This is a genomic window from Pseudogemmobacter sp. TB195 (assembly GCF_058313095.1).
Genome location: NZ_JBZEGG010000011.1, coordinates 117,948 through 132,584, shown reverse-complemented (window position 1 = coordinate 132,584; position 14,637 = coordinate 117,948). Strand labels below are relative to the sequence as shown.

12 protein-coding genes are annotated in these 14,637 nt (G+C 63.3%); all 12 read right to left on the bottom strand.

What is annotated here, in order from left to right; genetic code table 11:
- Window positions 1-2: 2 nt before the first annotated feature.
- On the bottom strand, window positions 3-1,178 hold the full coding sequence (argE, locus tag AC4FS3_RS13035) for an acetylornithine deacetylase (RefSeq protein WP_491020929.1): 1,176 nt from the start codon (window positions 1,176-1,178) through the stop codon (window positions 3-5).
- 115 nt (window positions 1,179-1,293) lie between these two features.
- Window positions 1,294-1,968, bottom strand: coding sequence for a DUF1028 domain-containing protein (locus AC4FS3_RS13030; protein WP_491020928.1), 675 nt, complete (start codon window positions 1,966-1,968; stop codon window positions 1,294-1,296).
- Between the two features lie 4 nt (window positions 1,969-1,972).
- Window positions 1,973-2,395 (bottom strand): RidA family protein, encoded by a 423-nt coding sequence (locus AC4FS3_RS13025; protein WP_092898826.1) that lies wholly within the window; start codon window positions 2,393-2,395, stop codon window positions 1,973-1,975.
- A gap of 120 nt (window positions 2,396-2,515) precedes the next feature.
- Window positions 2,516-4,114: a GMC family oxidoreductase gene (locus tag AC4FS3_RS13020; protein WP_491020927.1), complete on the bottom strand. Its 1,599-nt coding sequence runs from the start codon at window positions 4,112-4,114 to the stop codon at window positions 2,516-2,518.
- Entirely contained in the window at window positions 4,114-5,757 is a 1,644-nt protein-coding gene (locus tag AC4FS3_RS13015; RefSeq protein ID WP_491020926.1) for an amidohydrolase, read from the bottom strand. The genes AC4FS3_RS13020 and AC4FS3_RS13015 overlap by 1 nt, the downstream gene beginning before the upstream one ends.
- Before the next feature lie 62 nt (window positions 5,758-5,819).
- Window positions 5,820-6,836, bottom strand: a complete 1,017-nt coding sequence (locus tag AC4FS3_RS13010; protein ID WP_491020925.1) for an extracellular solute-binding protein — start codon at window positions 6,834-6,836, stop codon at window positions 5,820-5,822.
- A 30-nt stretch (window positions 6,837-6,866) separates the two neighbouring features.
- The gene (locus AC4FS3_RS13005) at window positions 6,867-7,667 is read right to left on the bottom strand and encodes an ABC transporter permease (protein WP_283178574.1); all 801 of its coding nucleotides are present in this window, start codon (window positions 7,665-7,667) and stop codon (window positions 6,867-6,869) included.
- Window positions 7,664-8,557, bottom strand: coding sequence for an ABC transporter permease (locus AC4FS3_RS13000; RefSeq protein ID WP_283178575.1), 894 nt, complete (start codon window positions 8,555-8,557; stop codon window positions 7,664-7,666). Before AC4FS3_RS13000 ends, AC4FS3_RS13005 begins: the two co-directional genes overlap by 4 nt.
- Window positions 8,554-9,639 (bottom strand): ABC transporter ATP-binding protein, encoded by a 1,086-nt coding sequence (locus AC4FS3_RS12995; RefSeq protein ID WP_491020924.1) that lies wholly within the window; start codon window positions 9,637-9,639, stop codon window positions 8,554-8,556. The genes AC4FS3_RS13000 and AC4FS3_RS12995 overlap by 4 nt, the downstream gene beginning before the upstream one ends.
- Window positions 9,640-9,649: 10 nt before the next feature.
- Window positions 9,650-11,731: an oxidoreductase gene (locus AC4FS3_RS12990; RefSeq protein WP_491020923.1), complete on the bottom strand. Its 2,082-nt coding sequence runs from the start codon at window positions 11,729-11,731 to the stop codon at window positions 9,650-9,652.
- Window positions 11,732-12,055: 324 nt separating this feature from the next.
- Window positions 12,056-13,546 carry an aldehyde dehydrogenase gene (locus AC4FS3_RS12985; RefSeq protein ID WP_491020922.1) on the bottom strand — a complete coding sequence of 497 codons (1,491 nt, stop codon included), beginning with the start codon at window positions 13,544-13,546 and terminating at the stop codon, window positions 12,056-12,058.
- A gap of 13 nt (window positions 13,547-13,559) precedes the next feature.
- The gene (locus AC4FS3_RS12980; protein ID WP_491020921.1) at window positions 13,560-14,507 is read right to left on the bottom strand and encodes a LysR family transcriptional regulator; all 948 of its coding nucleotides are present in this window, start codon (window positions 14,505-14,507) and stop codon (window positions 13,560-13,562) included.
- Window positions 14,508-14,637: the final 130 nt, after the last annotated feature.

The window sequence follows — 14,637 nt, the reverse complement described above, 5'->3', positions numbered from 1 at the left end:
GGTCAGAGACCGCCCTGCCGCAGTCGTTCGACCAGCGAGCCCAGCATAGCGTCACAGGCGGCAAGCTGGTCCTGGCTGACATATTCATCGGGCTTGTGGCCCTGATCCATCGAGCCCGGGCCACAGATCAGCACCGGCAGACCCAGCGCCTGATCGAAAAGCCCGCCTTCGGTGCCAAACGCCACTTTGATCAGCCCGGCATCCGGCCCCAGAAGCCTCCGCAGCCAGGCCACCGCCGGACTGTCCTGCGGCGTATCAAGGCCGGGATAGCCCGAGACCTCGTCAATCGCGATCCGCGCGGTGGGAAAGCGGTTGCCGTGGCGGGCTGCGATCTCATCCGCCGCGCGGCGGATCCCCGCCAGGATCAGGTCGGGGTCATCAGCAGCGATATTGCGGATCTCGAAATCGATCTCACAGAGGTTCGGCACGATGTTCAGCGCGGTGCCGCCCTGCATCACCCCGGCATGAATGGTCGAATAGGGAATGTCGTAATCCGGGTCCTGCGCGCCGGACTCACGCAGCTGCGCCTGGGCCGCGTCAAGCGCCAGGATGAACTCCGCCCCCAGATGCAGGGCGTTCAGCGCCTTTGGCGCCAGCGCCGAATGCCCCTCGACCCCGTGGCAACAGGCTTTCAGCCCGCGTTTGCCCTTATGACCGGTGGCGATCTGCATCGAGGTCGGCTCGCCGATGATACACAGCGCCGCCCGGTCCGCGCGTCCCGCCAGGGCCTCGATCAGAGAGCGCACGCCGATACAGCCGATTTCCTCATCATAAGACAGCGCCAGATGCAGCGGCACCGCGAGGGGCGCCTGCGCCGCCAGCAGCATGGCGCGGATCGCGCTTGCGACAAAGCCCTTCATGTCGGCTGTGCCGCGCCCGTAAAGCCGGCCGTCACGCGCCGTCAGCGAGAACGGGTCCATGGTCCAGGCCTGGCCCGCAACCGGAACCACATCGGTATGGCCCGAAAGAATGACGCCCCCAGGCCCCTCCGGCCCGATCGTGGCCCAGAGATTGGCGCGGCTGCCATCGGGGGCGGCAAAACGCTCGATCCGCGCGCCGGCAGGCGCCAGCAGCGCCTCGACATACTCCAGCAGCGCGAGGTTCGGCTGGCGTGACAGCGTCGGCTCGGCAATCAGCCGGGCGAGAATATCGGTGGTTTCGGGGATCACATCAGACATCTGGCAGGGTCCGGCAAGGGCAGAAGCAGCGGTCGGGGAAGCGGGAGCCATTGCCCCCGACCGCCCTCAGAGGAAGCAGAGCGCCTCCCCGAAAGCAAGTATCCTGGATCTTCCGTCACGGGTCTCCGGGCACGCCGTAACCCGGCGCGGCCGAAGGGTTCAGCGCGCGGGTGACATAGGCGTCCATCTCGGGTTGCCAGCGCGCCCAGAGGGCGGCACATTCGGCAATCGGGTCGCCCTCGGTCCAGTCGACGCGCAGATCTGCGACATTCCAGGACACTTTATCGACCATGACGAGGCCCATGGAATGCACCGGGCCTTCCTCGCCCCCGGCATCCATCGCGGCGCGCATAGCGCCGAGCAGCCGGTCGCCGAGATGCCCCTTTGCAGCGGTGAAAGCCGCAACCATCGTGGCGGGAATGGTGTCTGAGGACAGCATATTGCCCGCAGCCACCACGCCCTCGCCCCGCGCCGAAGCGTGACGGCCAAGCGTCCGGGCGCCGGAATAGCTGGCGGTGCCGCCGGTCCGGTCCACGAGCGCGAGCTGGCGGTAGTCGATATGCGGTGCCTCTGCCACCAGCTGCGCCAGTGCCTCTGTAGCTGAAAGACCGGCGGCCATCAGGTCCAGCCCTTTCGGCCCCAGCGACGGGTCGGTGATGTTCTGGGTCGAGACCGCCCCCACCCCGGCCCGCACATGGGCGCAGCGCGCCGCGACCGAAGGCGAGGACGAACTGACCGCGATCCCGAACATGCCGGTATCAGCGCAGCGGGCCGAGATGGAGAAGGTCATGGGATTATGCCTCGTCCGGGATAACGGCAGTGGCCTCGATCTCGACCAGCCATTCCGGGCGGGCTAGGGCCGAAACCACGAGACCGGTCGAGACCGGGAAGACGCCCTTCAGATATTCGCCCATCACATTATAGACCGCCTCGCGGTAGCGGATGTCGATCAGATAGATCACCACACGACAGATATGGGTCAGATCCGAACCGGATTCCTCCAGCAGCATCTTGATGTTTTCCATGGCCTTACGCGCCTGGCCGGCCACGTCACCGATGCAGACGCTCTCGCGGGTGTCGAGGTCCTGGCCGATCTGGCCGCGCACGAACACTGTCGCCCCGCGCGCCACAACGGCCTGGCAGAGGTCGTTGTTCAGCTTTTGCTCAGGGTAGGTTTCTTTGGTGTTGAAGGGGCGGATCCGCGTGTGGACGGGCATGTCATGCTCCTGAAGGGTAAAGCCTTGGCCAAGATGTAGCGCGCTTGCCCCGGCCAGGGGATGAATATTTGTTGACCCTGTGTTTCAGCGAAACCTATGCCACTGGCCCGCCCCGCCCCGTTACGCGGCAAGGATCGCCCTTGCTGCCTTTTCACCGATCATCTGGCTGGGCGCATTGGTATTGCCGCCGATCAGCGTCGGCATGACCGAGGCATCGGCGACGCGCAGCCCTTCGATCCCATGCACCTTCATCGAGACCGGATCGACCACCGCCATCGCATCCACCCCCATCTTCGCGGTGCCGACCGGGTGATAGACGGTCAGCGCCTCGGCGCGAAGATAGGCGAGGATCTCGTCATCGGTCACGACGCCGGGCCCGGGCAGGATCTCGCGACCCTGAAGGCTTGCCATCGGGGCCGCACCAAAGATCCGGCGCGAGAGTTTGATCCCTTCGACCAGCACGCGCGCATCACGGAAATCGCTGAAGAAGCGGTGATCGATCTCATGCGTGATCTGATCGCCCTCGCGGCGCAGCCGGATCTCGCCGACCGAACGCGGGCGCAGGACGCAGGTGTGAACGGCGAAACCATGGCCCCATTCGACCAGCCGGCCGCGATGGCTGCGATAGCCGGGGACGAAATGGAACTGCACATCCGGCAGGTCATCTTCGGCCAGAGGTGTGCGGCCAAAGCCGCCTGCGACCACGTAATTTGTCGACAGCATCCCCTTACGGTTTGCGGCGAAACGGAAGGGCGCGGCCAGCAGTTTCAACGCGTTGCGCAGCGAAAAGCCCAGCGTCCTGGTCGAATCTGATCGCACCGTGATCATGCCGTCGACATGGTCTCGCAGATTCTGACCAACTCCGGCCAGGTCATGTACCACGTCCACCCCCTGCCCCTGCAAGGCCGCGCCGGGCCCGATCCCCGATGCCATCAGCGCCATCGGTGTGCCGATCGCTCCGGTCGAGAGCACGACCTCGCCCCGGCAATGGATGATCTCGCGGGAACCGCCGCGCGTGACCTCTACCCCGGTGACGCGGCGGTCCTGCAGGATCAGGCGCTTCAGATCGGTGCCGGTCATGATGGTGATGTTCGGGCGGCTCCGCACCGGCTCAAGATAGGCATTATAGGCGGAAAACCGGATGCCGTTCTTCTGCGTCACATCATAGATGCCCAGGCCGAGCTGGCTGGCACCGTTGAAATCCCGGTTGCGCGGCAGGCCGATCGCCTCGCCCGCGCGGATGTAATCCTCGCAAACCGCGTTCGGATCTTTCGGGCGGGCCACGATCAGCTCGCCTTTGGTGCCATGCAGGCGCGGGTCCTGGCCGACCTGGTTCTGTTCGAGATGCTTAAACAGCGGCAGAACATCCGACCAGGACCAGCCCTGACAGCCAAGCGCAGCCCATGCGTCGTAATCCGCAGCAGCGCCCCGGATATAGAGCATCGAATTCAGCGAAGAAGACCCGCCCAGCATCCGCCCCCGGTTGACCGGAATATTGCGGTTGTTCAGCTCGGGCTGCGTCACGCCGGTATAGCCGTAGTCAAAGCGCTTGCGGCCATACATCGCAAGGATTCCGGCCGGCACTTTCACGCGGATATCACGATCCGAGCCGCCGGATTCGATCACCAGCACCGAGGTTTTCGGATTTGCGGAAAGCCGGTTCGCCAGCACACAGCCCGCCGCCCCGGCCCCGATGACGATATAGTCGAAAGCATCCATCAAAGGGCTCCATAGGTGATTTTGCCGGCGCAGACCGTCAGCGCAACCGAGGCTGCGCTCTCGCTGTCGGCGAGGCCTTCCAGGCTGCCATCAAGCAGCACCAGATCGGCGTCAAAGCCGGGGGCCAGCCGCCCGGCGCGGTTTTCCGCGAAATCGGCATATGCGCCGCCGGTCGTATAGGCGGCGAGGCAGTCGTCAAGGCTGAGGCGCTGATCGGGCAGATCCGCGCGCCAGGGCTTACGCGTCAATGCGCAATGGATCGCGTAAAGCGGTGAGAGCGGCGAGACCGGCCAGTCAGTGCCGAAAGCCAGAGGTACATCGCGGGCCTTCACCATCGCCCAGGGGAAGGCGGTGGGCCAGCGCGCCGCGCCCATGATGGTGATCGTGGGCTCCAGCGGCAGGCCCGCCGAACCCGGAGGATGCACCGGCTGCATCGAGGCGGTGATGCCAAGGGGGCCAAGCCGGCCCAGGTCTGCAGGCGTGATCGTGTCGATATGTTCGATCCGGTGGCGCGCGTCGCGCGGGCCATTGGCGTCGCGTGCCGCCTCATAGCCGTCGATCACCGCGCGCACCGCGCCGTCGCCCACCGCATGGGTGGTGATCTGCAGCCCCCTCTGGTCGGCCTCGACACAGATCGCGTTGAACTGATCCAGCGGGATCAGCGGCTCGGACCGGAAGCCGGGGCGGTCGGGGTAATCGGTGACCGTCAGCGCGGTCCAGGTATCAAACACCCCGTCCATGAACAGTTTGATGCGGGCAAATGACAGCCAGCCCGGCACGTCCGGTCCGAATTCATCCAGCAGGTCAATGCCCTGGACCCCGTCTTTCGCCTCGAGCATCAAAGGCAGGCTGACCCTGACCGGCATCTCGCCCGCCAGCGCCAGATCGCGCATCAGACCGGCCTGCCAGGCATTGCCATCCATATTCACCGCGCGCGTGATGCCATGGCGGGCGCAATAGTCGCCTGCCGCGCGGATCACCGCCCGGTCATGTTCGCGCGCGCCTTCGCCTTCGGCGCCGGTCATGCGGTAATCCATCGCATCGCGCCCTTTCAGGCGAGAGAGCATCTTAATCCGGTTCATCGCGGCAAATTCGCGCAACTCACCACTGGCCAGCCCGTCTGCGCCCATCACCACCTCGGACCCCGCCCCGAGATCGGCGCCATGGAGAATCCCTGCCAGCTCCAGCGCCTTTGTATTGGCCCAGGCGCAATGGAGGTCGGTGGCAATCAGGCAGAGCGGGCGATCACCGATGATCCGGTCGAGGATATGGCGATCAGGCCTTTCTTCGCCAAAGATCACATAATTCACCGCATAGCCGAACAGGATCCCCTCCCCGGGCTGGCGGGCCGCGAAGTCCAGAAGCGCCTCCCGCACCGGGTCGAACCCGAAAAGCGCACCCATATTCAGCATCGAAAGCGAGGCGCCGCCCATCATCAGATGCAGATGGCTCTCGATGAAGCCGGGCATCAGCTCGCGCCCGGCGGCGTCGATCACCTGGGTCGCCGGGCCGATATGCGCGCGGATCGCGCGGTCATCCCCAAGCGCCAGGATCACACCATCCGCCACCGCAATCGCGGTGGTGCCGGGGGCGGCAAAAAGCGGGCGCAGGCGCGCGTTCAGGATCACCAGATCGGCGGTCATCGGTCTCTCCGGCAGCAAGGGGAAAAGGGGCCGGGGTTACGCCCGGCCCTCGTCTGAACGGCTTATTGCAGCAGCTGGGTCCAGACCCGGTTCACCAGATCCTGCGCCGCAGGCGAGCAGGTGCGCGAAAACTCAACCGGCACTTCCGGATAAAGCTCGGGCGCTTTTTCCTTGGTATAGACGACCTTATCCGCGACCAGCGTCATCGGCGAGGAATGGGCGTAGAAGTTCATCTGCTCGGTCGCATTTTCCGGCTCCGACATGAATTCGATGAACTTGATCGCATTCTCGCGGTTCGGGGCGCCATTCGGGATCACCATCGAGTCAATCCAGCCCACCAGGCCCTCTTTCGGCAGCGCATAGGCGAAAGGCGCGCCATTGACGCGGGCCTTCAGCTCTTCGCCATCCCACCAGAAATGCGCCGCAACCTCGCCCGAGGCCAGACGGCTTGCGATATTATCCGAGGAATAGGCGGCGACCGCAGGCTTTTGTGCCGCCAGCAGATCGTAGACCCGCTTCATCTCATCGGCATTTTCCGAACAGAACGGCACACCGAGGTAAAGCTGCGCCGCACCGACCACCTCATCGGGATAGGACAGCATCGCGATCTTGCCGGCCAACGGGGCTTCGGGTTCGAGGAAATAGCTCAGGCTGTCGAGCGGGCCGGTATATTCATTGGTATTGACCGCGAAACCGGCCGTGCCATAGGCGACCGGGATCGAATAGGCCTGGGTCTCATCCCACCACTGGTTCTTCCAGCGCGGGTCGATCAGCTCATAGGCTTTCAGCTTGCTTGCGCCGTAATCCTGGATCAGCCCCTCATCGATCATGATGCGCAGGAAATGCTGCGAGGGGGTCGAGACATCATAGCCCGAAGACCCGGCCTGAAGCTTTGTCAGCAGATCCTCATTCGAGGTATAGCCGTCGACATTGACCTTAACATCATATTCTTTCGAGAATTTCTCGATCAGCTCAGGCGAAAAGCTTTCCGACCAGACATAAAGGTTCAGCTGGCCTGCGGCATCAGCGGCAGTCGCAGCGCAAAGCGCGAAGACAGAGGCAGTGACGAGGTTTTTCATTATAACTTCCCTTGTTGGTTTGTTTTTTATTCAGGTGTTTTTGATGCCCCGCCGGGCGACGAGCAGTGCAATGGTGGCAAGGATCAGAGAGGCCAGGATCATCAGCGTGCCGATGGCATTCAGCTCGGGCGAGGTGCCGGCGCGGATCAGCGAGAAGATATAGACCGGCAAAGTGGTGGTGCCGCCCGAGGCCAGCATGTTCGAGGTGATGAAATCATCCATCGAGATCAGGAAGGCGAGCATCGCACCGGAAAACACCCCCGGGAAGATCAGCGGCAATGTCACCCGGCGAAAGGTCGTCCAGCGGCTGGCATAGAGATCGGCGCTGGCCTCTTCGAAATCCAGCGACATGCCCTGAAGCCGCGCCCGGATCGGAAGAAAGGCGAAAGGCGTGCAAAAGGCCGAATGGGCGAGGATCAGCTTCAAGAGCCCGTTTTGCAGCCCGACCAGCGAGAACAGGATCAAGCTCGCCACTGCCAGAACGATCTCGGGCAGCAAAAGCGGCAGGTTCACCACCGTTTCGGACAGCCGCCGGAACCGCACATTCTTACCCCGGATGATCGCGAGCGCCGCCATCAGCGCCACGGTCGTTGCGACCGCCGTCGCGATCAGCGCCACCAGAACCGAGGTTTTCAGCGCATTCATTAAGGGGCCATTGTTCAGCGCGGCCACATACCAGTCGAGCGAAAATCCGGTCCAGACACCGGCAATGCGGTTCGCGTTGAAGGAATAAACCACCACGACCAGAAGCGGCAGATAGAGCCAGACGAAGAAGACAATCGTCAGAAGACCAAAGCCCGGATAGCGTTTGACATCATGATGGCGGCTCATGCGCGTGCCTCCATCCCGGCGGTACGTCGTGCAGCGCGCAGCGCGGTGAAGATCAGGAACAGCATCACCAGCCCCATCAGCACCATCGCAATCGCGGCGCCAAACGGCCAGTTGCGCCCGCCCCCGAATTGCAGCTGGATCAGTGACCCCATCATCATCTGCTTGCCACCGCCCATCAATGTGGGCTCCAGCACCGCGCCCAATGCGGGAACAAAGACAAGGATCGCGCCCGAGACGATCCCCGGCGCGGTCAGCGGCAGGATCACGCGGCGGAAGGTGGTCAGGCGGTTCCCGTGCAGATCATGCGAGGCTTCGATCAGCGTCAGGTCAAGTTTCTCGATCGAGGCATAGATCGGCAGCACCATCAGCGGCATACAGGTATAGACCATCGCCACCAGCGTCGCGGTATCATTGAACATGAAACTGGTTCCGGGCGCGAGGCCGAAGGTCTCAAGGAACCGCGGCAGCGGGCCGTCTTTGCCCAGGATGATCATCCAGGCATAGACCCGCAGGATCATCGAAACCCAGAAGGGCAGCGTCACCAGATAGACCAGCAGCGCCCGCATCCCCGGCGTCTGGCGCGAGATATACCAGGCGACCGGCAGTGCGAAAACCAGACAGATCAGCGTCGTAAGCCCCGCGAGCAGATAGGTCCGCCCGATGATCAGAAGGTATTGCGGCGTGAATTCCAGCTCGCCCGACCAGCCCTCGTTAAAGAGGATCTGGCTGTAGCCCGACAGGTTGAAATCCCAGGTGAACCCGCCATGCGAGCCGCGTGTGGCCACCGAGACGGCGGCAATGATCAGGATCGGCAGGATCAGCGCGAAGCCCATCAGCGCCCAGGCGGGCATTAGCCCCCAGAAGGGCAGATTACTGGCAAGCCGCCTCATGATGCCAGCACCCGCACCGATGCCGGCAGGAAGCCGATGGTGACCTCGTCCCCCGTCCCGACCAGGTCGCCCTGGCGCGACGCATTGCGGCGCGAGGCGCGCAAGGACACGCCCCCGGCCTCAAGCGTGTAATGGGTAAAGCCGCCCATGTAATTCTGGCTGATGACACGCGCCGGAAGGGTGATCCCCTGCGCCTGATCGCCGAGATTGATCTTTTCGGGCCGGATCGACAGCGTCGCGCGGCCGGGTTGCAGCCGGGCGGTCGCCGGCGCCTCGAAAATGCCAAGCGGTGACCGGACAGTCGCCAGGCCCTCGCGCGTCTCCAGCACCTCGACATCAAGGAAATTGGTTTCGCCCACGAAATCCGCCACAAAGCGGTTCACCGGCTCTTCATAAATCGCGGTGGGCGTGCCGATCTGCTGCACCTCGCCCGCGCCAAGGACCGCGATCCGGTCCGACATATCGAGCGCCTCTTCCTGGTCATGGGTGACAAAGACAAAGGTGATGCCGGTATCGCGCTGCAGATTGCGCAGCTCATCGCGCATCGCCTGGCGCAGTTTCAGATCCAGCGCGGATAAAGGCTCGTCCAGCAAGAGGATCTCCGGCTCGGGCGCCAGCGCCCGGGCCAGGGCCACGCGCTGGCGCTGCCCGCCGGACAGCTGGCCGGGCTTGCGGCCCGCCATGGCCGACATATGGACGCGTTCCAGCATCTCACCCGCACGGGCGCGGATCTTTGCCCGCGCCCAGCCCAGGTTTTCAAGGCCGTAAGCCACGTTCTGTTCCAGCGTCATATGCGGAAACAGGGCGTAAGACTGAAACACCGTATTCACCCGGCGCTTATGCGGCGGGATCGAGGTTACCTCGCGCCCATGCAGCAAGATCGCGCCTTGATCGGGGGATTCGAACCCTGCAAGCATCCGCAAAAGCGTGGTCTTGCCGCAGCCCGACGGGCCGAGCATGGTGAAAAACTCGTTCTCTCCAATGTCAAAACTGACCGATTTCAGCGCCTGGTAGGTGCCGAAATGCTTCGAGACGCCCCGAACCTCGACGGCCTTGTCCGAAACGGCCTTATCCTGGTCCATGACCATTCCTTCAGAGCGGTTCGAGTTCGGTAACTTCGCGGCGGAACGGCAGCGCGTCGCCAATATCGGGGGTGTCGAGCTCGCGGGCATAGCGGTGGCCGGCATAGGTCGCCCAGGCGATGGGCGCAGGTGCCGCCGCGTCGCCGATCAGTTTGACCGAGCGGATGCCGGCATCGGCCCATTCGGCCTCACGCGCCATAAGATCGTTGTAAAGCGCATCATCGCCAAGGCGGGAGGCTACCATCACCAGGGCATCCGCCGTGAGTTCCTGGCGGCGGTCGGTATAGGTGCAATTCACCTCGACCGCGCCCGCCCGCACTGCCGTCATGCCGGTATTTAGGCGAATGTCGACGCCCAGATCCGCGAGCCGCAGATGGATCGCCCCTTGTTCCAGCGTGTTGCGCGTCCAGTCCGACACATAGGCCGAGGGGGTCACGAGGATCACCTTCGCACCGGCCTTCGCCATGACCTCGGCCATGACGCCGCCCATGTAATAATGGTCGTCATCATAAACGACGACCGTCCTGCCGCTCAGATCGGCGGGATGTTTCCCCGCCATCACATCATCAGGTGTCCAGACGGGCATGGCCGCATCAATCGCCATCGGCACCACATGCTGACGCGCGACACCATCGGCCCGCCAATGTGCCCCTGTCGCGATACAGATGTTCTGGAAGCCGAATTCAAGGATCTCGGCCGCGCCCAGACGGCTGTCGAAATAGGTCTCGACATTCGGGCGCTGGCTGATCTGGTATTGCCGGTAATCGACCACGCGACCCCAGGCGGAAAGCCCGGGCAGCAGGCGTTCCCGCGCGACACGTCCGCCAAGGGTCGTGGTCGCCTCGGCCATGGCCACGTCATAGCCCCGCAGGGACAACGCGCGGGCGGCCTCCAGCCCGGCAGGGCCGGAGCCGACGATCAGCACGGTCGAGCTGTCGCCTTTGGCGTTCATCTTTTCGGGATGCCAGCCCTTGCGCCATTCCTCCATGAAGGTCGGATTCTGAGTGCAGCGTGAGATCGACATCGTCATATCGCCGGTGATGCAGATATTGCAGCCGATACATTCGCGGATATCCTCGACCCGCCCCTCGTCGATCTTTTTCGGGATGAACGGATCGGCAATCGAGGGCCGCGCGCAGCCGATGAAATCCAGCACGCCCTGGCGGATCATCCGCGCCATCACATCGGGCGAGGTGAAGCGGCCCACACCTACCACGGGTTTCGATGACAGCTCACGGATGCCCGAAACCAGCACTTCCTGCGCCGCTTCCTCTTTGAAGCGCGAGGGGCCGGAACAATCCTCCCATGCGCCCTGGGCCAGATCCCAGAGATCGGGAAGATCGCCGTTCAGTTCGACGAATTCGCGCACCTCAGCATTGGAAAAGCCAAGATTGCCGATATTTTCGTCCAGGCTGACGCGCATGGTGATCGCCATCGTATCACCCACGGCATCGCGGATATCCGCGACCACTTCGCGGGCAAAGCGCGAGCGGTTTTCCAGGCTGCCGCCATATTCGTCGCTGCGCTGATTGGTGGCGCGCGACAGGAAATGCTGGAAAATGCCGAAGCCATGCGCGCCGTAAAGGCAGATCAGGTCGAACCCGGCCAGTTTCGAACGTTTCGCGGCATTGACGAACCAGCGCCTGAGATCGGTGATGTCGGATTTCGACAAAGCGCGCGCCGAGACCGGGTCATTCGTGAAGGTGCGGATCGGCAGGGCCGAGGGCGCCAGCGGCACCTCTTTGGTGTAGAAATTAGGGCCATTGATCCCGGAATAGGCCAGCTGGATCCCCGCCAGCGCGCCATGGGTCTTCATCGCATCCGACATCCGGCGAAGCCCCGGAATGTCTTTGTCTTCCCAAAGCCTTAACTCGATGAAAGGTGTGATTTCCGAACTGTGATGCATCTCGGTCTGTTCGGTGAAAATGACCCCCCAGCCGCCTTCCGCCTTGATGCCACGCATGGCAGCAGCAGCAGATGGATCGCGGTAGCCGCCCCCATTGCAATGCGGCACCTGGTAAAAGCGGTTCTTCGCCACAAGCGGGCCAATGGCCAGTGGCTCGAACAGGATATCATATTTCGGGTCGCGCATCTGGGGACATCCTTGATGCAAGGTCAGGGGAAAAAGCGGGATCTGCCCCATAGGATTGCCGGGGCCTGGTCTGGTAAATGATGGGTTTCGGAAGCCTTGCTTAGACTGCGCCTAATCAGCACCTCACCTGGACGGGATGCCTGGGCATAGCGCGGTTCAAGACAGCGGAAAACAATACCAATTATAAGAAAAGAAACAACTATTCGCAGGGTTGCGACGTTTCAGCCGCGCATGCGGTTCTGCCCCGCCGCAAGCCGGGATGCGACGGGGGAACGGGCCGGACCCAGGCTTCCCGGCCTGCGCCCGAAAAAGAGGCTTAGCTGCTTAGTATTTGATCCAGATTGTTTTCAGCGCCGAATATTTGTCAAAGCTGTGCAGGGACAGATCGCGGCCGTATCCCGATTGTTTCATACCGCCAAAGGGTGTCATTGCCGAAAGCGCATCCACCGTATTGACCGAAACCGTCCCGGCATGGAGGCGGTCCGACACCGACAGGGCCCGGCTCAGATCCCGGGTCCAGACCGAGGCGGCGAGGCCATATTCGCTGTCATTGGCGATCTTCAGCGCCTCATCCTCGCTGTCGAAGGGTGTCACGGCCAGGACCGGGCCGAAAACCTCTTCTTTCGCGATCCGGGCCTCTGGCGCGACATCGGCAAAGATCGTGGCGCCGATATAACAATCCGATCCGTCACGGGTCTCTCGGTGGCCGCCATGCACCAGCCGCGCCTCGGCCTTGCCGATATCGATATATTGCGCGACCTTGTCGGCATGGGCTTTCTCGACAAGCGGCCCCATGCGGGTGGCCAGATCCAGCGGGTCTCCCAGAGGCCAGGCGGCGGTGGCCGCGATCAGCTTTTCAGTGAATTCCTCCTGCACTTCGCGCGCGACCAGGATGCGGGAATTGGCAGAACAGACCTCGCCCGAATTGAACAGGATGCCGAAGGCCGCCATGGTTGCGGCCTGATCCAGATCGGCATCGGCAAAGATCAGGTTCGGGGATTTGCCTCCGGTTTCCAGCCAGACCTGTTTCATATTGCTTTGGGCGGCATAGTTCATGAACCGCTTGCCGGTGGCGGTCGATCCGGTGAAAACCAGCGCATCAACATCGCCGTGCAGCCCAAGTGCCTGGCCTGCTTCGGCACCATAGCCCGGGACCACATTCAGCACCCCGTCAGGCAGCCCGGCCTCAGAGGCAAGCTCGGCAAGGAACAAAGCCGACAAAGGCGATTGCTCCGCCGGTTTCAGCACCACCGAATTCCCCATCGCCAGCGCGGGCGCCAGTTTCCAGGTCGCCATGTCGAGCGGGAAATTCCACGGCACCACCGCCCCGATCACGCCCAGGGGCGCGCGCCGGATCAGCGCCAGATCGCGGCCCCCGGTGGGCGCGACCTCGTCGTAAAGCTTGTCGATGGCCTCGGCATGCCACTGGAAGAAATGCGCCGATCCGGGCGCGTCGATGGTCGAGCTGTCACCGATGGGCTTGCCCATATCCAGCGTTTCCAGCAGCGCGAGCTCCGCGACATTCTCGCGGATCAGGCCCGCAAGCTTCAAGAGCACTTCTTTGCGCGCCGATGGCGTCTGGCGCGACCAGCGCCCGTCGTCAAAGGCCCGCCGCGCCGCCGCCACCGCCAGATCAATATCCGCCGCCATGCCGCGCGACACTTCGGTCAGCACCGAGGCATTCGCGGGGTTCACCGTGGCAAACCGCCCCCCCGCCTGCGCATCCCGGAACGCCCCGTCGATATAAAGCTGGTTGCGAAAGCGCAGGCTGTCTGCGCGGGTGCGCCATTCGGCAGAGGTGGCGGGAAGGGTCATGGTCTTGCTCCTGTCAGTTCTCGGGCGGCACCGAGAGGCGGCGAATTCCGGGATGCACCCCTTCCTTCAGCTTCTCGCTGCAAAATTCGATGAAACGGCGCACGGTCAGCGATTTCGCCGCGTCGCGCATGGTGATGATCCCCAGCCGCATCGGGCGCGGATTGCCGCTCAGCGGGATGTCGATCAGCCGCCCGCCATCCAGCGCCAGATCAATCGCGGGCCGGATATTTGCGATGGAATAGCCGAAGCGATTGGCCACCAGGGCGCGCATCACCCAGATGTCGCGGGTGCGCTCGACGATATTGGGGCTGCAACCGGCCTCGCGGAAGAGCGATATGAAATAGCTCGCGCTATAGGGCAGATCGAGCAGGATCATCGGATGTTCTGCCAGTTCATCAAGGCTGACACTGTCCTGGCCCGCCAGCGGGTGGCCCACATGCAGGACGGCATGGGGCGGCAGGGCGCCAAGCTCGTGGAATTCCATATCGGACGGGATATCAAGGTCATAGCTCAGCGCGAGGTCAAAGCGCGCGAGCCGCAGGCCTTCGATGATACCCGCATGATCCAGCTCGTTCTGCGCGAATTCCACCTCGGGATAGCTTTCGCAGAAGGTGCGGCGCAACGCGGGGATCACGACCTGTGCAAAGGTCATCAGGCAGGCGACATGCAAAGGCCCCCGCACCTGCCCCGTGACCTCATTCGACAGCGCATTCAGCGCAGCCGCCTCGGTCAGGATGCGGCGCGCCTGTTCGACAAAGCTGCGCCCGGCCTGGGTCAGCGACAATCCATGCGCATGGCGTCGCACGAAAAGCGTGATGCGGAATTCGCGTTCCAGCTGCGATATCGCCGCGGAAACCGAGGGCGCCGAGACATTCACCCGCTCTGCCGCCTCGGTGACCGAGCCGTAATCCCCCACCGCCACCAGATATTCCAGCTGTCTGAGCGTGAACCTGAGCGCCATCCCTGCCCCTTTCCGATCCCCTGTTGCGGGCAGAGCATAGACCAGACCCTGGCCCGACCGCGAGACTTGCACGGCGCCGGCGGACGAATTTGCAACAGGATGCCCGCCAGAGATCATCGCTCCGGCACCC